Origin of the sequence: Luteibacter sp., from assembly GCF_009912395.1 — a bacterium.
Classification (GTDB): Bacteria; Pseudomonadota; Gammaproteobacteria; order Xanthomonadales; family Rhodanobacteraceae; genus Luteibacter.
The window spans coordinates 223,968-245,768 of sequence record NZ_WNDO01000003.1; the positions used below are offsets into that span (position 1 = coordinate 223,968).

General features: G+C 63.9%; 19 protein-coding genes and 3 tRNA genes. 8 read left to right on the forward strand and 14 right to left on the reverse strand.

All coding sequences use genetic code 11. The features are described 5' to 3' along the window. Positions 1-25: 25 nt before the first annotated feature. Entirely contained in the window at positions 26-2,056 is a 2,031-nt protein-coding gene (locus GAK28_RS05385; RefSeq protein WP_291775980.1) for a S9 family peptidase, read from the forward strand. A gap of 37 nt (positions 2,057-2,093) precedes the next feature. Here the strand turns inward: GAK28_RS05385 and GAK28_RS05390 are convergent, their stop codons facing one another. Both GAK28_RS05390 and GAK28_RS05395 read right to left on the reverse strand, forming a co-directional pair. After that, the gene (locus tag GAK28_RS05390) at positions 2,094-2,780 is read right to left on the reverse strand and encodes an aspartate/glutamate racemase family protein (RefSeq protein ID WP_291775982.1); all 687 of its coding nucleotides are present in this window, start codon (positions 2,778-2,780) and stop codon (positions 2,094-2,096) included. Between the two features lie 33 nt (positions 2,781-2,813). Continuing rightward, positions 2,814-3,398 (reverse strand): NUDIX domain-containing protein, encoded by a 585-nt coding sequence (locus tag GAK28_RS05395; protein ID WP_291775983.1) that lies wholly within the window; start codon positions 3,396-3,398, stop codon positions 2,814-2,816. Positions 3,399-3,674: 276 nt separating this feature from the next. Between GAK28_RS05395 and GAK28_RS05400 the strand changes: the two genes are divergently transcribed. The 4 genes from GAK28_RS05400 to GAK28_RS05415 all read left to right on the forward strand — a co-directional run bounded on the left by GAK28_RS05400 (position 3,675) and on the right by GAK28_RS05415 (position 6,083). Continuing rightward, positions 3,675-3,764, forward strand: coding sequence for a tryptorubin family RiPP precursor (locus GAK28_RS05400; protein WP_291775984.1), 90 nt, complete (start codon positions 3,675-3,677; stop codon positions 3,762-3,764). A 118-nt stretch (positions 3,765-3,882) separates the two neighbouring features. Beyond that, positions 3,883-4,914, forward strand: coding sequence for a cytochrome P450 (locus GAK28_RS05405; protein ID WP_291775985.1), 1,032 nt, complete (start codon positions 3,883-3,885; stop codon positions 4,912-4,914). Between the two features lie 45 nt (positions 4,915-4,959). Further along, positions 4,960-5,682, forward strand: coding sequence for a YafY family protein (locus GAK28_RS05410; RefSeq protein ID WP_291775986.1), 723 nt, complete (start codon positions 4,960-4,962; stop codon positions 5,680-5,682). Positions 5,683-5,714: 32 nt separating this feature from the next. Further along, entirely contained in the window at positions 5,715-6,083 is a 369-nt protein-coding gene (locus tag GAK28_RS05415) for a VOC family protein (protein ID WP_291775988.1), read from the forward strand. A 53-nt stretch (positions 6,084-6,136) separates the two neighbouring features. Here GAK28_RS05415 and GAK28_RS05420 read toward each other — a convergent pair whose 3' ends face one another. Further along, positions 6,137-7,177 carry a hypothetical protein gene (locus GAK28_RS05420; protein WP_291775989.1) on the reverse strand — a complete coding sequence of 347 codons (1,041 nt, stop codon included), beginning with the start codon at positions 7,175-7,177 and terminating at the stop codon, positions 6,137-6,139. 175 nt (positions 7,178-7,352) lie between these two features. Continuing rightward, positions 7,353-7,442 (reverse strand) — tRNA-Ser (locus GAK28_RS05425). Between the two features lie 144 nt (positions 7,443-7,586). On the opposite strand from GAK28_RS05425, the gene GAK28_RS05430 reads away from it, so the two are divergent. Continuing rightward, complete coding sequence (locus tag GAK28_RS05430) at positions 7,587-8,291, forward strand: protein phosphatase 2C domain-containing protein (RefSeq protein ID WP_291775990.1); 705 nt, start codon at positions 7,587-7,589, stop codon at positions 8,289-8,291. 434 nt (positions 8,292-8,725) lie between these two features. Here GAK28_RS05430 and dnaQ read toward each other — a convergent pair whose 3' ends face one another. From dnaQ to GAK28_RS05445, 3 genes are read right to left on the reverse strand one after another with little or no spacing between them, the layout of a single operon-like run. After that, positions 8,726-9,448 carry a DNA polymerase III subunit epsilon gene (gene dnaQ, locus GAK28_RS05435; RefSeq protein WP_291775991.1) on the reverse strand — a complete coding sequence of 241 codons (723 nt, stop codon included), beginning with the start codon at positions 9,446-9,448 and terminating at the stop codon, positions 8,726-8,728. Then, a complete protein-coding gene (gene rnhA, locus GAK28_RS05440; RefSeq protein ID WP_291775992.1) occupies positions 9,445-9,900 on the reverse strand; it encodes a ribonuclease HI in 456 nt (151 codons plus the stop codon). Before rnhA ends, dnaQ begins: the two co-directional genes overlap by 4 nt. A 4-nt stretch (positions 9,901-9,904) precedes the next feature. Then, positions 9,905-10,600 carry a methyltransferase domain-containing protein gene (locus GAK28_RS05445; protein ID WP_291775993.1) on the reverse strand — a complete coding sequence of 232 codons (696 nt, stop codon included), beginning with the start codon at positions 10,598-10,600 and terminating at the stop codon, positions 9,905-9,907. 154 nt (positions 10,601-10,754) lie between these two features. On the opposite strand from GAK28_RS05445, the gene gloB reads away from it, so the two are divergent. Continuing rightward, positions 10,755-11,522 (forward strand): hydroxyacylglutathione hydrolase, encoded by a 768-nt coding sequence (gloB, locus tag GAK28_RS05450; protein ID WP_291775995.1) that lies wholly within the window; start codon positions 10,755-10,757, stop codon positions 11,520-11,522. Beyond that, on the forward strand, positions 11,519-12,790 hold the full coding sequence (locus GAK28_RS05455; protein WP_291775996.1) for a transglycosylase SLT domain-containing protein: 1,272 nt from the start codon (positions 11,519-11,521) through the stop codon (positions 12,788-12,790). The genes gloB and GAK28_RS05455 overlap by 4 nt, the downstream gene beginning before the upstream one ends. A gap of 800 nt (positions 12,791-13,590) precedes the next feature. Here the strand turns inward: GAK28_RS05455 and fabV are convergent. The 7 genes from fabV to clpX form a co-directional block, all read right to left on the reverse strand. Continuing rightward, positions 13,591-14,814, reverse strand: a complete 1,224-nt coding sequence (gene fabV / locus GAK28_RS05460) for an enoyl-ACP reductase FabV (RefSeq protein WP_291775997.1) — start codon at positions 14,812-14,814, stop codon at positions 13,591-13,593. A gap of 218 nt (positions 14,815-15,032) precedes the next feature. Beyond that, positions 15,033-16,943, reverse strand: coding sequence for a SurA N-terminal domain-containing protein (locus GAK28_RS05465; RefSeq protein ID WP_291775999.1), 1,911 nt, complete (start codon positions 16,941-16,943; stop codon positions 15,033-15,035). An 85-nt stretch (positions 16,944-17,028) separates the two neighbouring features. Beyond that, a tRNA-Asp gene (locus tag GAK28_RS05470) sits at positions 17,029-17,105 on the reverse strand. A gap of 10 nt (positions 17,106-17,115) precedes the next feature. Further along, positions 17,116-17,190: transfer RNA gene (locus tag GAK28_RS05475), tRNA-Val, on the reverse strand. 16 nt (positions 17,191-17,206) lie between these two features. Continuing rightward, positions 17,207-17,479 carry an HU family DNA-binding protein gene (locus GAK28_RS05480; protein ID WP_291776001.1) on the reverse strand — a complete coding sequence of 91 codons (273 nt, stop codon included), beginning with the start codon at positions 17,477-17,479 and terminating at the stop codon, positions 17,207-17,209. Between the two features lie 319 nt (positions 17,480-17,798). Then, entirely contained in the window at positions 17,799-20,297 is a 2,499-nt protein-coding gene (gene lon, locus GAK28_RS05485) for an endopeptidase La (RefSeq protein WP_291776003.1), read from the reverse strand. Positions 20,298-20,465: 168 nt separating this feature from the next. Further along, a complete protein-coding gene (gene clpX, locus GAK28_RS05490) occupies positions 20,466-21,761 on the reverse strand; it encodes an ATP-dependent Clp protease ATP-binding subunit ClpX (protein WP_291776005.1) in 1,296 nt (431 codons plus the stop codon). Positions 21,762-21,801 lie beyond the last annotated feature (40 nt).

Consider the following 21,801-nt stretch of genomic DNA (forward strand, 5'->3'; position numbering starts at 1 on the left):
CAACATAACAATCGGAGGGGTATCCATGCGTCACGTACTGCTGACCGCCGCCCTGGCGGCCACCTGGTTCTCCGCGCCGGCGCTCGCCGTCGAGGCCGGGAAGGCCACGCCACTCATCGAACGTACCGCCCTTTTCGGCAATCCGAGCCGGGTCGCCGCCAAGCTGAGCCCCGACGGCAAATGGCTGGCCTGGATCGCGCCGAACAAGGGCGTGCTCAACCTGTGGGTCGCGCCGATCGACCATCCCACCCAGGGGCAGCCCCTCACCGAGGAGACGAAGCGACCCATCCGCCAGTACCTCTGGTCGCCGGATTCCTCCGCGTTGCTGTTCATCAACGACAAGGGTGGCGACGAAAATTTCCTGCTCTACAAGGTGGGCATAAAGGATCACAAGCAGCAGTCACTCACCCCGTTCGAGAAGACCCGCGTGGAGATCGTGGGGACGAGCGAACACATCAAGGACCGCATCCTCGTCGGCCTCAACAACCGCGACGCTCGCTGGCACGACGTGTATAGCCTCGACCTGGCCAGCGGTAAGCTGACCAAGGTGCTGGAGAACCACGGTGACTACGCGGGCTTCCTCGCCGACGACAACCTCGCGCTGCGCATCGCCATTCGTTCGCGCCCCGATGGCGGCAACGACTTCTTCCATGTGCAGGGCGACAAGGTCGACGACAAGCCGTTCAGCAGCGTCGGCCTGGACGACTCGCAGACCACCCAGCCCAGTGGCTTCACCTATGACGGCAAGACGCTCTACTGGCTCGATTCGCGCGACCGCGATACCGCTGCACTGACAAAACAGGACGTCGGCAGCGGCAAGACGACCATAGTCGCGCAAAACCCCAAGGCCGACATCGGTGGCGTGATGGCCAACCCGAAAACCGGCGAAGTGCAGGCCTACGCGGTCGACTACCTCAAGAACGAATGGACCGCGCTGGACCCCTCCATCGCGGGAGACCTCGACTTCCTCAAGACCCAGCTGAAGGGCCAGTACGACGTCACCTCGCGCACCGACGCCGACGACCTGTGGACGGTGGACGTCGACCCGGTGAACGCGCCCGGTACGACGTACCTCTACCAGCGCGCGAACAAGAAGCTGACGAAGCTCTTCGTCAGCCGGCCCGAACTGGAAAAGGCCACCCTCGCACCGATGTATCCGCGCGAGATCGCGTCACGTGATGGTTTGACCCTGGTCTCCTACCTCACCCTGCTCGCCGGCAGCGACAGCAAGCATCCGGGCGTGCCGGACCATCCACTGCCGATGGTGCTGTTCGTGCACGGTGGCCCGTGGGCTCGCGACAACTACGGCTATAACCGCTATCACCAGTGGCTCGCCAATCGCGGTTACGCCGTGCTGTCCGTGAACTATCGCGGCTCCACCGGTTTCGGCAAGCGCTTCATCTCCGCCGGCGACCTGCAGTGGGGCAAGAAGATGCACGACGACCTGCTCGACGCCGTGAAGTGGGCCGTCGACCAGAAGGTGACCTCACCCGAGCAGGTCGCCATCATGGGTGGCTCCTACGGCGGCTACGCCACGCTCGCGGGCCTTACCTTCACGCCGGATACCTTCGCCTGCGGCGTGGATATCGTGGGACCGTCGAACCTGCAAACCCTGCTGAAGACGATTCCGGCGTACTGGGAAGCCGGCAAGGTGCAGTTCTACAAGCGTATGGGCGATCCGACCACGGAAGCCGGCCGCCAGTTGCTCCAGGAGCGCTCGCCGCTGACCAAGGCCGATGCGATCAAGAAGCCCTTGCTCATCGGCCAGGGCGCCAACGATCCGCGCGTCAACCAGGCGGAGTCGGACCAGATCGTGAAGGCCATGGACGCGAAGCACATCCCGGTGACCTATGTGCTGTTCCCCAACGAAGGCCATGGCTTCGCACGCCCGGAAAACAACATCGCGTTCAATGCCGTGGCCGAGCAGTTCCTGGGCAAATGCCTTGGCGGTCGCAGCGAGCCGATCGGCAACGCGTTGAAGGCATCCACCGCGAAGGTGCCGCATGGCGCGGCCTTCGTGCCGGGCCTGGAGCAGGCGTTAGGTAGCGGCAAGTAATCAGCAAAGGTCCCCGGCGCCTGCCGGGGACCTTTGCTCAGAGCGCGGCGTCCAGTGCCGCCTCGCAATGGATCAAGGTGGTATCGAACACCGGCACGGCGACATTGCCCTGGTTCAACAGCATGCCTACCTCCGTGCAACCGAGGATCAGGCAGTCCGCACCGCGTTCGCGCAAGCGCTCCGCGATGGCGACGTAGCGGTTGCGACTGTCCTTATCCACGATGTTCCTGCATAGCTGCTCGTAGATGATCCGGTGAGTTTGTGCCCGGTCGTTGGCCTCGGGCACGATCGGCGCCAGGCCGGCGGCGGCCAGTCGATCCAGATAGAACGACTGTTCCATGGTGAAGGCCGTGGCCATCAGCCCCGGTCGACGAAGACCGGCACGAACGATGCGCGACGCCGTGGCGTCTGCGATATGCAGCAACGGGATACTCACCTGGCGCATCATCGGCTCGGCCAGCTTGTGCATCGTGTTTGTCGCCAGCACCAGCACCTCCGCGCCGCCACGCTCCAACGCCAGGGCCTCCCGATTCAGCACCTCACCCGCTTCGTCCCACCGACCCGCGACCTGCAAGGCTTCGATATCGGCGAAATCCAGCGAGCGGATCAGCAGCTGCGGGGAATGCAGCCCACCTAGGCGTTCGCCCGTGATCCGGCATAGCTCACGGTAATACGTCTGCGTGGAGGCGGCGGACATGCCGCCGAGGATGCCGATGGTCTTCAAGCGTGTCGCTCCGCCCAGGGGTACCCGAGCCTATCAGGTCGGCTGCCGGTTCAGCGCCATGTGCTGCAAAAGCATGATCGTCTTCGCGTCCACGATCGTGCTGCCGATCGCGGCTAGCGCCGCCGACAACGGCATCTCCAGTACCTCGACGTCCTCGCCTTCGCTCGCCAACCCACCGCCATCGCCGACGCGCATGTCCGCATCGTACTCGCCGACGAAAAAATACAGTTTCTCCGTGACCGAACCGGGGCTCATGAAGGCCTCGAACACCTTGCGTACGTCGCGCACGCGATAGCCGGTCTCCTCCTCCGCCTCCAGGCGGATGCGATCCTCCGGCGTAGCGTCGTCGAGCAAGCCGGCCGCCACCTCGACCAGCATGCCGTCATGACCGTTGACGAAGGCCGGCATGCGGAACTGGCGCGTGAGCAGCACGGTATCCGTGGCCGGGTTGTGCAGGAGGATGGCGGCGCCGTTGCCCCTGTCATAGGCCTCGCGACTCTGTCGCTGCCAGGTGCCGTCACGGCGAAGGAAATCGAAGGTGATCTTCCTCAGTACGTACCAGTTGTCCGAGAGCACGGTGGTGTCGACGTGCCTGACGCGGTCTTTCGTGGTGTCCATGTCCTCTCCGATGTAAATCCGCCAGTGAGTGCAGGCCGGCGCGCCATCCTATCGCAAGCGTGAAATCCTACGAACATGAACGAATCGGACGGAATGCTTTGACGTCGAAATAAAACCCATCGTCGCATCGGGGATGAAGATCGAACCTGGAAAATCCATCACACTTTGATCGAACACCCGGATGCGCCGACGTGACTACCATGGACACGGGATTGTCATATCGACGATCTCGCATACGTTCAAGGCAACACCTGTTCCCAATCACACGAGAGGAAGATGCTACTCATGAAGATGCTTTTTTCCCTGAAGAACAAGCTCACCCCGAAGAAGAGCCTGAAGGCCTACGCCTGGTACCTCTGGTACTGAACCATCGCGACGGCACGCCCTTGAACTGAAGGGACACAACCGTCGATCCACGCCGCGCCAGGCGAGGCGATCCATCGGCTTGCAGGGCGCGGCTTCACCGCACGGGGACACGGACATCATGCATCCAGCCGCACAGGCCAGGACTACCGTATTCGCACCGAGACTCCAGGACCTGCTACGCGAACACCGCGGCAAGGACATGTTCCGCATCGACGACGACACCATCGGTGTCGCCGGCCCCGAGCTCACCCACTGCATCCTCGCCACCCGCTACGCCACGGAATTTGAACGCCCTACGTTCAAGCCACTCCACGGCCGATCCATCCAGCGCGCCGACGCGACGAAATGGATGCAATCCATCGGCCGGGACGTCCGCGCGGCACTGAAGAAACCGCTTCCCGCATCCACCGATCTGTCGGGCGAATGGCCCGGCGTCGGACATAACTACCTGCGCGACCTGCTGCTGCCCAACGATCCGCATCGCCTGCGCGTGCTGATGAGCCGCGTGCTGGAACTGACGCCCAAGCTCACCTGGGCCGTGATCGCCGTCGGCGCCTTGCGCGGTTTCGACCTGCGCGACGACGCGTCGGTGGTGGCGGGGCTTCCCGCTGGCGCAACGAGCTACCACGACCGGCGCTACGCGATGGGGCTGTACCGTCGCACGGTCGCCCCTGTCTGCTTCACCATCTCCACCCTTGTCGCCAATGCGCTGTGGCTCGGCTCGCCCTTTGACGACAACACCCCGAACGACCACATCCTCTACGAAGCCATGCGCTTGCTCCCGCCCTCGTGGAACATGCTGCGCAACGCGTCGCCCGAGTATGCCGAGATCGATCCGCGTATCGGCCCCAAGGACGACATCCTGATCCTGCCATTGCTCAGCCAGCGCGACCCCGCCCTATGGGAAGCGCCCGACGAGTTTCGTCCGGAACGCTGGGCCGGCATCGACCCCGACGACCATCCAGGCTACCTGCCCTTCGGTCATCGCTCGGAACGTTGCTGGGGACGGCACATGGTCATGCCGCTGGCGGGCATGCTGCTCGATATCCTGCGCAACGAGGGCATGGCCGTCAGTCCGGCGCAAACGACCGTGGACGTGCCCCTCGCCGGATTGCTGAGCGTGTCGGAAGTGAAAGTGACCCGCCAGTAGCGACCACTCATGGTGCGGGAAGGCACGCCTGATTAAGATCGCGGCATGTCCCGCTCCGAACGACTTCTCGACCTGCTGCAACGCCTGCGTCGCCGCAGGCGCCCCGTGAGTGCCCAGGTCCTGGCCGACGAGCTGGGCATCAGCCTGCGGACGCTCTATCGGGATATCGCCAGCCTCCAGGCCCAGGGGGCGCCCATCGAAGGCGAGGCCGGCATCGGCTACGTCCTCCGTCCCGGCTTCATGCTGCCCCCGCTGATGTTCGGCTCCGCCGAGCTCGATGCGCTGGTGCTGGGTATGCGCCTTGTCCTGGAACGGGGCGATCGCGACCTGGCACAGGGCGCGGCGAACACGCTGGCGAAGATCGCAGCGGTGCTGCCACCGGATTTGCGGCGGGAACTGGAAGACTCGGCCTTGCTGATCGGCAGCGGGCCCCGACCACCCGGCAACACGATCGACGCTCGTCTCCTCCGCGACGCGCTACGCCTCGAACAGAAGCTCGACATCGTCTACCTGGATCCGCACGGCAGGCGTACGAGGCGCACGGTCTGGCCCTTCGCCATCGCCCACTTCGAGCAATCGCACATCCTGATGTGCTGGTGCGAATGGCGGGGGGATTTCCGGAACTTCCGCACCGATCGCATCCAATCGGTGACGCTGCTGCCGAACCGCTATCCGACACGCAAACGAGCCTTGCTCAAGCAGTGGCGGCAGACGGAGGACGTGATCGGCAAAACGATCCTGTCAGAAACTGACATCGACTGGACCTAGGGTAAGGGCTCCCTCCCCTCCGGGTTGTCCCCATGAAGTTCGCCTCCATCCGTCTCGCCACCCGCCAATTCGAAGACCTCGTCCGGTTCTACCAGGCCCTGTCGACCATCGAACCCACCCGCCTCGCCGAAGGTTTCGCCGAAATCCGATTCGACGGCGCGACGCTGGCGATCAGCGACGAGTACCTGATCCGACTTCACAACAACGGACTGGCCGTCGCGGCCAGCAATCGCTCGGCCATCCTGGAATTCGAGGTGGACGACGTCGCGGCGGTGCTGTCCCGTATCGATGGTTCGGCCGTCGCGATGCCTGTCACGGTCATGCCCTGGGGGAACACATCGCTGATCTTGCGTGATCCCGACGGGAATCTGGTCAACGTCTTTTCAAAACCGTCGCGATGACACCTGTAGGAGCGCGCTTGCGCGCGATCGCGCGCAAGCGCGCTCCTACAACATCAACGATGCAGGGGACGGGCCACCGATGACGGCATGCTGCGCACGGTCTCGCCACCCGGAAGCTTCACGATGTCCACGTGATCACCCTTGTTCATCAAGGCAAATCCGCCGGTATCCGACAAGAGCGGATCGCCCGAACCATCACGCACCTTACTCACCTTGCCACTGACGGTATCGACACGCAGCCACGCCAGGTGATCGGAATCGATCACCGCGGCGATGAAGATCGTCTTGCCGTCCTCGCTCAATGCGAATGCGTTGTCGACGGAGCTGGGCAGGTCGTAATGCGTGCCCTGCTCGTCGATGTGCGACAGGTAAATCTTGCGCAGGTTTCCGCTGGGCACGTCCACGGCCGCCAGGGACGTGGTGCCGGTGAGGAAATCGTCCACCACGTCCATCACCGTGTAGAGCGTCTTCCCGTCCGGTGACAGTTGCGCGCAGCACTGCCAATCCGACGCCTTGAGGTTACCGATCTGCCCGGTCGGCGTCATGGCGACGACCTCGGGCTTCTGTTCCCCAAGATGGATCACGTAGATGCGCTCGTCGGTCCGGGCGATGAAACGATCCGCCTGCGCGGCGTAATTCACGTAGGGCAGCTTGTCGCCCGCATCGGGCAAGGCGATCTCCGTCACCGCCGCCCCATCACCGAGCACGCCAAGGTGCCCCGGACCGAGCACGACCAGGCAACGCCCGTGACTGTCGATCGCCGGCTGCGGCACGCCCGAGGGCTGCTTCGCCTTGGCCGTGATACTGCCCGACCGCAGGTCGTAGAGCAGGTAGTTTTCGTCGTAATCCGCCCCACACAACCGCGCGCTTTCCCGGCTAACGTCAAAGCGACCGAGATTCGGCAGCCCCGGAAGATCGCGCCCTGCGCTGCCATCGAATGTCTCCAGGCGCGCCGGCTTGTCGAATTCCAGGCGGACGTACTGGTCGGTGGCGAGGGGTTGGGTGTCGTTACAGGCGGCGATCCCAGCGATCAGCACGGATACGCCGAGCAGGTAGCCCAGGCGGCGAAGAGGGGTATGACGCAGACTGATCATGATTCCTTCCATCGAAGAGAGGCCGCACGACGCGTCGGATACGAACGTCATCATCCCTGGGGTTGAATAACCACCACCAGCACGTTCGATCGACGTTGGGCGTGTGGCTGAATAACAGGAAAGGCGAAAAAAACGAAGCCCCGCACATGGCGGGGCTTCGCGAACATCTGAATAATGGCGGAGAGGGTGGGATTCGAACCCACGGTACGCTTACACGTACGCCTGATTTCGAGTCAGGTACATTCGACCACTCTGCCACCTCTCCGCAGGGTCGACGGCGGGCTGTGGGGCCTGCCGAGTTGGCAATCATAGTGGGTCTTTCGCGCCGTGACAACAGGCTTTTGTTGCGGCATCCTGCCCAGGCATTCCCGGGTGTTTTCCGCCCGACTACCCGCATCGCAAGGCCCACATGATCGAGTTCGGACACGGCACGCACACGGGGCTTCGTCGCCTGCGCAACGAGGACACCTACTACGCGGACGCCTCCCTGGGGCTGTTCCTGGTGGTGGATGGCATGGGCGGACACCGGCATGGCGAGGTGGCCTCGGCCACGGCGCGCGATGGCGTGGTGGCCCAGGTCAGCGCAGGACAGTCGCTGGTGGATGCGATCCAGCGGGTCAACGAGGCCCTGATCGCCCGCTCCAGCGGGCTGGCCGAGTCGCGCCCCATGGGCACGACCATCGCGGCCGTCCGCGTCGTCGGCCGAAGCTACGAGGCGGCCTGGGTGGGCGACAGCCGGATCTATCGGTGGGACGCCGGACTCGAACGCCTGTCGCACGACCACTCCATCGTCGAGGCGCTGGTCGAGGCCGGCGAGCTGACCGAGGCGCAGGCGCGGGTTCATCCGCAGCGCAGCGTGCTCACCCAGGCACTGGGTATCACCCTGCCCGACCAGCTGCATATCGGGCTGGCCCGTGGCGAGCTGCAACCGGGTACGCGACTGCTGCTGTGCACCGACGGCCTGACCGACGAGGTCACCGATGAACGGCTCGGAGAGATCGTGTCGCGTGGTGACATCGCCGCGCAGGAGTGCGTGGATCAGTTGCTGTTGCAGGCGCTGTCGGGAAGTGCGCGGGATAACGTCACAGCGATTTTGTTGCGCGCGGCTGTCTGATGACATCGCTGGTCATGTGTTGACCAGCGCAAGGCAACACGTTGACGCATAAGTGTGGATTGGGGTTATCCACATGGTTATGCAGGGGGTTTCCACATTCTGTGTGGATAACGCGCTTCGATGTTGCGGGGATCGCGAGCTCGCTCCTACAGAGGCGGTGACGACCTGGTCAGGGAGTGAGCAGCGCAATGCAACGTGTTGATGGGGAAGCGTGCTTTCAGGTTATCCACATGCTTATGCAGGGGGTATCCACATTTCGTGTGGATAACGCTTCGGTGTGGCGGGGGTCGCGAGCAAGCTCGCTCCTACAGCGGTAGCGGCATGTGGTCAGGGATTGAGCAGCGCAACGCAAGGTGTTGATGGGGAAGCGCGCTTTGCGGTTATCCACATGCTTATGCAGTGCGTATCCACATTCCGTGTGGATAAACGCGTGCTCAGTGGACGGTGTCGGATTCGAGCTTGCGCCAGATGCTCTGGCCGCCGGCGGCCTTGTCGAGCGCGTCGAGGCGTCGCGTGTGCAGCGATTCTTCTTCGTCGGTCGCACGCAGCACGATGGGGCGTCGCGTAATCACGATGTCGTCGAACGCGGCTTTCGATCCATTCTCCGCATTGGCGTCGAAGACGAAATCGAGACCGACCTGGCCCGAGGTCATCGCGACGTAGACGTCGGCCAGCAACTGGGCGTCGAGCAGACCGCCGTGGAGGTCGCGGTGCGTGTTGTCGACGCCGAGGCGCTTGCAGAGCGCGTCGAGGCTGTTGCGCTGGCCGGGGTACATCGTGCGCGCCATCGCCAGGGTGTCGAGCACCGTGGCGTGGTCGGCGATCTGTCCGTATTGCGAGCCCGCGCGACGCAGTTCGGCGTTGAGGAAGCCCACGTCGAACGCCGCGTTGTGGATGATCAGCTCCGCGCCGCGAATGAAGTTGAGGAATTCTTCGACCTTCTCTCGAAACAGCGGCTTGTCGACGAGGTCTTCGTCCTTGATGCCGGTAACCTTGCTGGCCTCTTCGTCGATCGCGCGCTCGGGGTTGAGGTAGGTATGGAAGTTGTTGCCCGTCGGACGACGGCCGACCATCTCCACCGCGCCGATTTCGACGAGGCGATGACCTAGCTGCACTTCCAGGCCCGTGGTTTCGGTATCGAGTACGACCTGCCTCATGCCACCTTGCCCTTCGTCTTGTAGATGATCGCCTGGTCGCGTGCCGCGACGTCCACGCGCTCGTTCTCCACGTGGCCGTTGTGGCCCTTCACCCATTCCCAGGTCACCGAATGGACGTTGGCCGCCGTGTCGAGGCGGATCCAGAGGTCCTGGTTCTTCACCGGCTTCTTGTCGGCGGTCTTCCAGCCGTTGCGGCGCCACTTGGGCACCCATTCCTGCACGCCCTGCATGACGTACTTGGAGTCGGTCATGAGGTGGACCTTGCATGGGCGGGTCAGGGCCTCGAGGGCCGAGATCGCGCCCATCATCTCCATGCGGTTGTTCGTGGTGTCGGCTTCGCCGCCGGAAAGCATCTTTTCGATGCCCTTGGCCCGCAGCAGGGCGGCCCAGCCACCCGGGCCGGGATTGCCGAGGCAGGCGCCGTCGGTGAAGACTTCAACGGTATCGGTCATGTGGTCAACTGAGGTTCTGTCGGGCATTGCGGCGGGCGCCGGAGGCGAAGGTACCGGACATCGGTGCCGGCACCGCCACCGGACGGGGGCGCAAGGGTAACGCCGTCGGCCTTTTTTTGCGCGCCAGCAGTAGATAGCCGCCGCCCAGCACCGTCTCGGCGAACGGCGAGCCGCTCGCGCGGGGCCAGGGACTGCCCAGGCGCCGAGGCATGCTCAGCTCGAAATCGTCGCGGACCAGGCGCTGACTCCACCACCACGGCCAGGTCAGGCGCGGCCGGGGGCCGCGGCTGCTGTGCCGGGCGACCCAGGGCGACCACAGGCCGACGGGGTGAATGCCGGTGATGGCCAGCATGCCGCCGGGGGCCAGGATCCGGATGGCCTCGTCCAGGAGGTTGTCCTGGCGGGAGGTGGTTTCCAGGGCATGGCGCAGCAGCACTACCCCGAAGGCGTCGTCCACGAACGGCAGGCGCTCCAGGCCGCTGGCCTTCACGTCCCCACCCAGGGCCGCACCGGCCACCCGGACCGTGGCCCAGTGGCCCAGCAGGGGGATGGCCGGCGCCGGGGCCTGGAGGGCCGCCGTGAGGTGCAGGCCATGCTCGCCGGTGCAGCGGGTCAGCAGGGGGCCGAGCACGCGAGCCTCATCGGCCAGCAGCTTGCCGATCTGGGGCGAATCGTAGATGTCGGAGGCTGGATGCGGCATGAGACCTGAGTGTAGTGAGGTTGAACGGCTCCCGCACCGTTAACGCACAACTAACGAGTACGGTATACCGCGCTGATATAGTCCGGCTCCCCCGCCCCTCCAGGCGGCCATTTCTTGGGTGTTCGCGCCCTATCGACGTAACGGAGCCGGCCCGATGCATTGGGTACCCGTCGCGGCCTTGAGCGACAACTACATCTGGCTGGTCGCCGACGACGCAGGCAATGCCTTCGTCGTGGATCCCGGTGAAGCCGCCCCCGTGGAAGCCGCGCTCGCCGAGCGTGGCTGGGAGCTGCGTGCGATCCTGCTCACGCACCACCACAACGACCATGTCGGTGGCGTCTCCGATCTCGTGGCTCGCCACGACGTCGAGGTCTACGCCACCGCCGATCCGCGCATCCAGCCGAAGAACCACTTCGTCGAAGACGGTGACACCATCACCCTCGCGTCGCCGAAGGCCACTTTCAAGGTCATCGCCGTCCCCGGGCACACAAGTTCGCATGTGGCCTACTTCGGCGAGGGCTTCCTGTTCTGCGGCGACACCTTGTTCAGCGTCGGCTGCGGCCGCCTCTTCGAGGGCACGCCGGAGCAGATGCTCGCCTCCCTTGATCGCTTCGCCGACCTGCCTCCCGAGACGCTGGTCTGCTGCGCCCACGAGTACACCGCGGCCAACATCCGATTCGCGCTCAGCGTGGACCCGGACAACGGCCCCTTGCGCCTCCGTCGTGACGAGGTGGCGCGCTTGCGCGAGGAGGGCCGCCCCAGCGTGCCCAGCCAACTCGCCAACGAGTACGCCACCAACCCCTTCCTCCGTGTCGACAGCGAGGCCATCGCCCGCTGGGTCGAAACGCAAGGCAAGGAAAACGCCACGCGGGTGGAGCGCTTCGCCGCGCTCCGCCAGGCCAAGGACACCTTCAAAGCATGATCGCTCTCACCCGGCGGCTGTTACCCACCCTCATTCCGCTCGTGCTGACCGCCTGCGCGGCCACGCCGTCGCGCCCGGTCGCCCCGCCGCCCGCCCCTGCCCCCGTGCAGCCGGTGCAGGACGTGACCATCGTGCCGAAGATGATCCGCCCGCCCGCACCGGCTGATTTTTGGTCGAACATGCGCGACAGCTTTGGCATGCAGGGCTGCTCGGCCGATCCGCAGGTGACGGCCTGGGCGCGCACCTATACGCAGCGCCCCAATCGCTTCGAACAGCAGATCAACGAAGTGCTGCCGCTGATCATCTACGCACACAAGTCGGCGATGCAGCATGGCGTGGCGGGTGAGTTCGCGCTACTGCCATGGGTGGAAAGCCAGTACCGCCATGTGCCCGGCAAGAAGAATCGCCCCGCCGGCATGTGGCAGATCATGCCCGAGACCGCGCGCACGCTCGGACTGCGCGTGGACAAGAATTACGACGAGCGCCTCGACATCACCAAGTCCACGGAGTCGGTGATGTCCATGATGCGTCGTTACTACGACGACCTCGGCGATTGGCGCCTGGTCGACGTGGCTTATAACGCGGGTGAGTTCGGCCTCAAGAAGACCATCGACAAGCACGGCGGCCCGTCGGACGACGACGGCTTGCCCGATGTGCCGATGAAGGCGAATACCAAGGAACACCTGGTCAAGCTGATGGCCATCGCGTGCATCGTGCGCAATCCGGAACGCTTCAATGTCCGCTTGCCTCGCCAGGACGGCGACGAGGCGCTCCAGGTGGTGCAGGTGTCGAATCCGCAGTCGCTGGCCCAGGCGGCGAAGCAGTCCGGCCTGTCGATGGACGACTTCCGTGGTTTCAATCCGGCCTATCGCACGAACAAGGGCACGGTGTACTCCACCCTTCTGCTGCCGAAGACAGCCGCCGACCAGTACAAGCTCGGCCCGGTCGATCCGGTGGCCGATGTGGCGGATACCGCATCCCCCGCCGACGATGTGGAAGACGCACCGGCGAAGTCCACCAAGCATGGTAAGGCTGCGCGCTCGTCAAAGAACGCGAAAGCCGTGGCGAAGGTGACGAAGAAGCCCGCCGGCAAGGCAAGCAAGGCGGAAGCCCCGCAGCTGGCGATCCACAAGGTCAACAACGGCGAATCGCTGTGGTCGATCGCGCGCCAGCACCAGGTAAGCGTCGATGAGCTGGTGAAGTGGAACGACCTGCCGTCGAAGGCTGTGAAGCCGGGCCAGGTGTTGAAGCTCACCGCTTCACGGTAATGTCGTAGCCGACGTGTCGCGCTGTCGGTGAACCGAACCCCGCCTACCGTCGTTCCAGCGAACGCTGGAACCCAGCGCGAGGCAATCGGTTGTCGCCTCGCAGCCTCCTACGTAAAGGCCGATGCAGCGCTCTCGCGGTACTGGCGAACTGGGGCGCTGGGTTCCTGTTTTCACAGGAACGACGTGAGGTGATGTGTCGTTCTAGCGAACGCTGGAACCCAGCGCGAGGCGAGCGGTTGTCGCATCGAGGTCTCCTACGTAAAGCCGATGCAGCGCCCTCGCCGTGCTGGTGAACCGGGGCGCTAGGTTCCTGTTTTCACAGGAACGACGTGAGGTAATGCGTCGTTCCAGCGAACGCTGGAACCCAGCGCGGGGCGATCGGTTATCGCTACGCAGCTTCCTACGTAAAGCCGATGCAGCGCCCTCGCCGTGCTGGTGAACCGGGGCGCTAGGTTCCTGTTTTCACAGGAACGACGTGAGGTAATGCGTCGTTCCAGCGAACGCTGGAACCCAGCGCGAGGCGATCGGTTGTCGCGTCGCGGCTTCCTACGTAAAGCCGATGCAGCGCCCTCACCGTGCTGGCGAACCGGGGCGCTGGGTTCCTGTTTTCACAGGAACGACGTGAGGTGATGTGTCGTTCCAGCGAACGCTGGAACCCAGCGCGAGGCGATCGGTTATCGCGTCGCGGCCTCCTACGTAAAGGCCGATGCAGCACCCTCGCCGAGCTGGCGAACCGAGGCGCTGGGTTCCTGTTTTCACAGGAACGACGAGCTGGGGGGCCAGCTCGTCGCGCTACTCCTTCAGAGCTGCACCACGTCCCACTGCACGTCGGCGCTCACGTCAGCGTTGTAATCCACGCCTTCCGCTTCGAAACCGAACAGCTTGATGAAGTCGTGCTTGTAGCCGGCGTAGTCGGTGTCGTCCCACAGGTTCGCCGTGGTGACGGTGGGCCACAGTGCCTTGCACTCGCCCTGCACGTCGTCGCGAAGCTCCCAGTCGTCCAGGCGCACGCGACCTTCGGCGTCCGTCTCTGCCGGCGCGCCGTCGATGCGATACAGGCGATCGTGGAACAGACGGTTGATCTGTTCGATCGTGCCTTCGTGGATGCCCTTGGCCTTCATGATCTTGAAGACCATCGACACGTAGAGCGGAATCACGGGGATGGCCGAGCTGGCTTGGGTCACGACCGACTTCATCACGCCCACATAGGAACGCAGGCCACGCGCGGCATGGCGCTCACGCAGTTCGTTCGCCGTGCGGTCGACATGCTGCTTGGCCTGGCCCAGCGTGCCGTGCCAGTAGATCGGCCAGGTGATGGACGTGCCGACGTAGCTATAGGCGATGGTGGTGGCGTTGTCGGCGAGCACGCCGGCTTCGGCCAGCGCATCGATCCACAATGCCCAGTCCTCGCCACCCATGACGGTGACGGTGTCCTTCACTTCCTGCTCGTTGGCCGGCTCGACGGTGGCCTGCACCACTTCGTTCTTGTTGGTGTCGACGGACGACGCGGTGAAGGTGTCGCCCATCGTCTTCAGCGCCGAACGCACCACCGTGCCCGGCTCGCCAAGCTTCGTGCCTTCGGGCAGCTTGCGGACGGGCGAAGCCAGCGAATAAACGACGAGATCGACCTTGCCGCCCATCTCGTTCTTGATGATCTCGATCGCCTTCGCGCGCGTTTCATTGGCGAACGCATCGCCGTTGATCGACTTGGCGAACAACCCCGCCTCGTGGGCCAGCTTGTCGAAGGCGTAGGAGTTGTACCAACCCGCCGTGCCGGTCTTGGTCTCGCTCGACGGCTTCTCGAAGAATACGCCCAGGGTGGCGGCCCCGTGGCCGAACGCGGCGGTGATGCGGGAAGCCAGGCCGTAGCCGGTGGAAGCGCCGATAACGAGCACGTTCTTCGGGCCGGCGGCGAACGTGCCGCTGGCCTTGGTGATGGCGATCTGCTCTTCGACATTCTTCGCACAGCCGACCGGATGGGCGGTGGTGCAGATGAAGCCGCGGACCTTGGGTTGGATGATCACGGATGATTCCTTTGACGCGATTTAGGCGGCCATTGTACTGGCGGGACGGGACATTCGCTTCCGCATGGTGGGACTTGGGATTTTGCTCTTGTAGGAGCGCGCTTGCGCGCGATTCAGGGTTGCCGCGAACGTCCATCGCGCGCAAGCGCGCTCCTACGAGGGAGCCACAAAAAAGCCCCTCCGGGGAGGGGCTTTTTTGTTTGCCTTGGCGGCTCGGCTTACATGCGGTCCTGGGCGACCTTGATCTCAGCCTTGGCCTTCAGCGCCTGGATGTAGTCCATGGTGACTGCCTGGGCCATGGCGTCCGTCATCTGACCGCGCAGGCCGTCACGCTGGGCCTTCTCGACCTTGGACGGATCGCCGTCCGTGACCTTGTCGACGGCCACGAGCGCGTAGGCGGCGTTGTCCGTGCGGATGACCGACCAGACGGGCTTGCCGTCGACCGGACGCGGCAGGGCGAACGCTTTGATGAGGATGTCCTGCGGCACGTCCTTGGTGGTGGCGAGCTTGTCGCGTTCCAGATCGGCCAGGGTATGCACGGGCGCCTTGGCCAGTGCGGCAGCGTCGCCACCCTTGGCGAGCTCCGCCGCCACATCGTCGGCCTGCTTCTTCGCGAGAGCATCGATGCGGTCGTCGAGGATGCGCTGGCGGACGGCGTCCTTCACCTCGGCGAGAGCCTTCGGCGCCGCGGCATTGTGCTTGTTGAGATGCATGACGATCGCGTCGCCCTTACCGATCTGCACCAGCGAGGAGTTGTTGCCCTGGTTGAGCACGTCGTCCGCGAAGGCGGCCTGCACGAACTTCGGATCGGTCGGGATGCCCTGACCGCCCTGGCGACCGAACAGCGGGGAGGTCTGGATCGGCTGGCCCAGCTCCTTCGCCACCGATTCGAGCGAGCCCGGGTTGCGCTCCGCAAGGTCGGCCATCTGGCCCGCACGCTCGTTGTAGAGGCGCTCGCCTTCGTTCTTCGCCCAGTCTTCGGCCAGCTGGCCACGGACTTCCGCGAACGGCTTGGCATCGCCAGCACGCGCGTCGCGCAGCCAGATGATGTGATAACCCTCTTCCGGCGACAGCACCGGCTCACGGGTGATGTCACCCTTCTTCATGCCGAACAGGGCGGTATCGAACGCGGCATTGGCCACGCCCTTCTCGAGCCAGCCAAGGTCGCCACCGGTGCGCTTGGAGCCGGCATCGTCCGAATTCTCGGCGGCGAGCTTGGCGAAATTCTCCGGCGTGGCTTCGGCGGCGATCTTCTTCGCCTTCTCGAGCGCGGCCTTCTGCTGGTCCGGCGTGGCGTTCTTGGGCACGTCGATGAGGATGTGCGACGCCTCGCGCTGCTCAGGCTGCGCGTAGCGCTGCTTGAACTTGTCGTAGTACTCGTGCAGCTGCTCGTCCGTGGGCGTACCGATCTTCAGGTCGGCCTGCTTCACTTCGAGGTAGTCGACCGAGACCTGCTCGGGCACGGTGTAATCGGCGATGTGCTGCTTGTAGAACGCGTCGATGTCGGCATCAGACACCGTGGTGTCGGTGAGCGACGGGCGCGGCAGCTCGACGAAACGCAGGTCGCGCTTCTGCATGCGCAGACGGAAGAAATTGTCGACATCCGCATCGCTGACGAGCGTGGTAGCGGAAATCGCCTGCGGGATCAGCTGCGTGGAGAGCGAGGAACGAATCTTCGCCTCGTACATCGCCGGCGTCATGCCCTGCATGTTGAGGATGGCGCGATAGGCTTCGGGGCTGAACTGGCCGTTGACCTGGAAGCCCGGATCGGTGCCGATCGTGCTGCGCACATCGGCGTCGGACACGGTCAGCTTGAGGTTGGTGTTCGCCTGCTGCAGCAGCGCCTGGCTGATCATGCCGTCGAGCACGCGCTGCTTGAACTCGGGCTTCTCGAGATCGGCGGCGGTGTACGGCGAGTTCGGCGTCTGCGAGATCTGCTGGCGCAGCTCGTTCAGGCGATTCTGCCAATCCTGCTGCGAAATCTCCTGGTCGCCCACCTTCGCGACATAGGTATCGACATGCGAGACGAAGTACGACTCGATGCCGAAGAACGCGACAGCGAAAACGCAGACGCCGAGGACGATGGCCGCCGGCCAACCATGGATCTTGTTACGCAGGGCTTGCAACATGATGCGACTCGCAACGGTTGCGCCGGCAAATCCTTACCGACGGTAGATAAAGCAAAGGCGCCACACGGGCGCCTTTGCGGACCAATGGCGGAGTGGACGGGACTCGAACCCGCGACCTCCGGCGTGACAGGCCAGCATTCTAACCAACTGAACTACCACTCCACTTTCCGTTTGGTGGGTGCTGAGGGGATCGAACCCCCGACCAGCGCCGTGTAAAGGCGACGCTCTACCGCTGAGCTAAGCACCCCCGACGGTAAGACCAATTAGTTTACGTGATCCTTGAGCGCCTTGCCAGCCGTGAAGGCCGGAACCTTCGACGCCGGGATCTTGATCTCTTCGTTCGTACGCGGGTTGCGGCCGGTACGGGCGGCGCGGCTGCGCACCTTGAACGTGCCGAAGCCGACGATCGCCACGTCGCCACCGCTCTTGAGGCCTTCCTTCACGGCATCGATGAAGGCTTCAAGCGCGCGACCGGCGTCGGCCTTCGACAGCTCGGACTTTTCGGCAATGGCGGCGATCAGTTCGGATTTATTCATTACGTGACTCCTAAAGGTGATTCGAATCGCCGGACAGCGATCCTGAACGAAGAAGGCAATAGGTCGTAAGGGCCTTTCGGGCTGGAATGCGACCCCGTGATCGATGGAGCCGTTGCGGCTCGGATGATCGCGGTGTCGCCTTTATACCAGTGCCCTACCCCCGCCGCAATACAAGCAATACCAAGGCTTTCAGCGCATATGCATGCTAAATGCAGGGTTGCGCCGACAACGAAAAACGATTATTGCGGGTGCACAATGACAGGACGACGAAAACGAAAAGAGCGCACGACAGTGCGCTCTTGTTCGTTACACGAAACGATCAATGGGTGACGGACGGCGCATCCTTCGCCTTGCCCTTGCCCTTCGATCGCGGCACTTCGACGCTCTCGCCAGCCTTCTTCGGGCCAAGCGGACGCTCAAGCGCAAGGTCGAGCACCTCATCGATCCACTTCACCGGATGGATCTCCAACGAAGACGTGATGTTCTCCGGCAAATCCGCAAGATTCTTGCGATTTTCCTCGGGAATGATCACCGTGGTGATGCCACCTCGATGCGCCGCGAGCAGCTTTTCCTTGAGGCCACCGATGGGCAGCACGCGGCCGCGCAGGGTGATCTCGCCGGTCATCGCCACCTCGGAGCGCACAGGCACCTTGGTAAGCGCCGAGACGAGCGCCGTGCACATGGCGATACCCGCACTCGGGCCGTCCTTCGGCGTGGCGCCCTCCGGCACGTGGATGTGGATATCGAGCTTCTCGTGGAAATCGGCGGCGATGCCCAGGCCCTCGGCGCGCGCACGAACCACACTGAGCGCGGCCTGGATGGATTCCTTCATCACGTCGCCCAACTGACCGGTGTGGACCAGACGGCCCTTGCCCGGCACCACCGAGGCTTCGATGCTCAGGAGATCGCCACCGACCTGCGTCCAGGCCAGGCCCGTGACGAGACCGACCTCGTTCTGCTGCTCGGCGCGACCGAAGTCGAAGCGACGGACGCCGAGATAATGATCGAGGTTCGACGCGTCGACGCGAACGAGGTCCGGCGCAAGCGCCTTGCCCTTCGCCGCCTTCGCCGCCGGCTTCTTGACCTTGGCCTTCGCGCTGGCCGGCACCGTGCCCAGCGCCAACTCCTTCACCACCTTGCGGCAGATCTTGGAGATTTCGCGCTCGAGGTTGCGCACGCCGGATTCGCGCGTGTAGTAGCGCACGATGTCACGCAACGCATCTTCGGCGACACCCAGTTCCTCGACCTTCAGGCCATTGGCCTTGAGCTGTTTCGGCAGCAAGTACTTCTGCGTGATGTTGAGCTTCTCGTCCTCGGTGTAACCCGGGATACGGATCACTTCCATGCGGTCGAGCAGCGGGCCCGGGATGTTGAGCGAATTCGCCGTGGCGATCCACATCACCTCGGAAAGGTCGAGATCGACTTCGAGGTAGTGATCGTTGAAGGCGTTGTTCTGCTCGGGGTCGAGCACCTCCAGCAGCGCCGACGACGGATCGCCACGGAAGTCCATGGACATCTTGTCGATTTCGTCGAGCACGAACAGCGGGTTCTTCGAGCCGACCTTGTTGAGGTTCTGCACGATGCGACCTGGCATCGAACCGATGTAGGTACGGCGGTGACCGCGAATCTCGGCCTCGTCACGCACACCACCCAGGCTCATGCGGACGAACTTGCGATTCGTCGCCTTGGCGATGGACTGGCCGAGCGAGGTCTTGCCCACGCCGGGCGGACCGACGAGGCAGAGGATCGGGCCCTTCATGCGATCGACGCGCTGCTGCACGGCGAGGTATTCGAGGATGCGCTCCTTGACCTTCTCGAGGCCGAAGTGGTCGGCGTCGAGGGTCTCCTGGGCCAGCGCGAGGTCCTTGCGGACCTTACTGCGCTTCTTCCACGGCACGCCCACCACCCAGTCGAGGTAGTTGCGCACGACCGTGGCTTCGGCCGACATCGGCGACATCTGCTTGAGCTTGTTGAATTCCTGCTTGGCCTTGGCAAGCACGGCCTTGGGCATGCCGGCGGCTTCGATTTTCTTCTGGAGTTCCTCCAGTTCGTTCGCGCCCTCCTCGCCCTCACCCAGCTCCTTCTGGATGGCCTTCATCTGTTCGTTGAGGTAGTACTCGCGCTGGCTCTTCTCCATCTGCGACTTCACGCGGCCGCGGATGCGCTTCTCGACCTGCTGGAGATCCATCTCGCCATCGACGAGACCGATGAGCAGCTCGAGGCGCTCACCGACATCAGAGGTTTCGAGCACCTTCTGCTTATCGGCCATGCGAACCGACAGATGCGCAGCGATGGAGTCGGCAAGGCGCGACGGATCCTCGATGCCCGAGAGCGTGGCGAGGATTTCAGGCGGCAGCTTGCGGCTCTGCTTGACCAACTGTTCGAACAGGGAAACGAGCGAGCGCGACACGACGTCCAGCTCACGCTCGTTGCTGCTGTAGATGGGTTCGATCACACGGGCACGACCACTCATCATGCCGGCTTCGTCTTCGAACGAGTCGATCTGCACGCGCGACTGACCTTCGACCAGCACCTTCACGGTGCCGTCCGGCAGCTTCAGCAGCTGCAGGACGCCGGCCAGGGTGCCGATCTGGTGCAGGTCGCCGACCGCCGGGTCGTCGATGTCCGGGCTCTTCTGCGCGACGAGCAGGATCTGCCGCTCGCCTTCCATCGCCTGCTCCAGTGCACGCATGGACTTGTCGCGTCCCACGAACAGCGGAATGACCATGTGCGGGTAGACGACAACGTCACGCAGGGGCAGGACCGGCAACAGGTCCAGCGCGGCTCCGCTCGTGGTTTGGCTGCGATTCTTCGCCATGTGCTTGGGATTTCCCTCGGAGATTTTGGGGCTCGCCCCGACACTGCGCCGGAGCCACCATGAACGTCAAGTGGTGGCGCCGGGAAAGGCGATCAAGAGTCCGCGATGAAACGAAAACGGCCCCGACGCCTTGCGACGCCGGGGCCGTCGGGAGGGAGGCACGGGCCCTTAGGCCGCGTCGCCGCCCTCGCCCGCGATCCGCTGCTGTTGCAGGTTGCCGCGGTAGATCAGGTAGGGCTCCGCCTGGCCTTCGATCACGGCGTCGTCCACCACCACCTTGCTCACGTGCTCAAGGGACGGTAGTTCGAACATCGTGTCGAGCAGGACCTGCTCCAGGATGGTGCGCAGGCCGCGTGCGCCGGTCTTGCGCTTGAGCGCGCGACGGGCGATAGCGGACAGGGCCTCCGGACGGAACTCCAGCTCGGCGCCTTCCATATCGAAGAGCTTGCGGAACTGCTTGGTGACCGCGTTCTTCGGCTCGGTGAGGATCTGCACCAGGGCGGCCTCGTCGAGTTCGTCGAGCGTGGCCACGACCGGCAGGCGGCCGACGAATTCCGGGATCAGGCCGAAACGGACCAGGTCCGCCGGCTCGACTTCCGACAGCATCTTGCCGACGTTTTCGGTGCGGTTCTTGGAACGCACCTCCGCGCCGAAGCCGATGCCGGTGGTCTCGGAACGCTGCTGGATCACCTTCTCCAGTCCGGCGAACGCACCGCCGCAGATGAAGAGGATGTTGCGCGTGTCGACCTGCAGGAACTCTTGCTGCGGGTGCTTGCGACCGCCCTGCGGCGGCACCGAGGCGAGCGTGCCTTCGATGAGCTTGAGCAGGGCCTGCTGGACGCCTTCGCCGGACACGTCGCGGGTGATCGACGGGTTCTCGCTCTTGCGCGAGATCTTGTCGATTTCATCGATGTAGACGATACCACTCTGCGCCTTCTCGACGTCGTAGTCGCACTTCTGCAGGAGCTTTTGAATGATGTTCTCGACATCTTCGCCGACGTAGCCCGCCTCGGTGAGGGTCGTGGCGTCGGCGATGGTGAACGGAACATTGAGCAGGCGAGCCAGGGTCTCGGCCAACAACGTCTTGCCCGAACCGGTGGGACCGATCAGGAGGATGTTGGACTTGCCAAGCTCGACTTCGTCGTTCTTCTGGCGCGATTCCATGCGCTTGTAGTGGTTGTAGACGGCAACCGACAGCGCCTTCTTGGCGCGCGTCTGGCCGACCACGTACTGGTCGAGCGCTTCCATGATTTCGCGGGGCTTCGGAAGGTGGGTACGGCCGGAGGCCGCCTTTTCTTCCAGTTCCTCGCGAATGATGTCGTTGCACAGCTCAACGCATTCGTCGCAGATGAACACGCTGGGGCCGGCGATCAGCTTGCGCACTTCATGCTGGCTCTTGCCGCAGAAGGAGCAGTAAAGAATCTTGCCGCCGTCATTGGAACGGCTCTGCCGCTCGTCGCTCATGCTTTGGGCCCTACTGAGAATCCAGGTGCGCTTTGAGAAT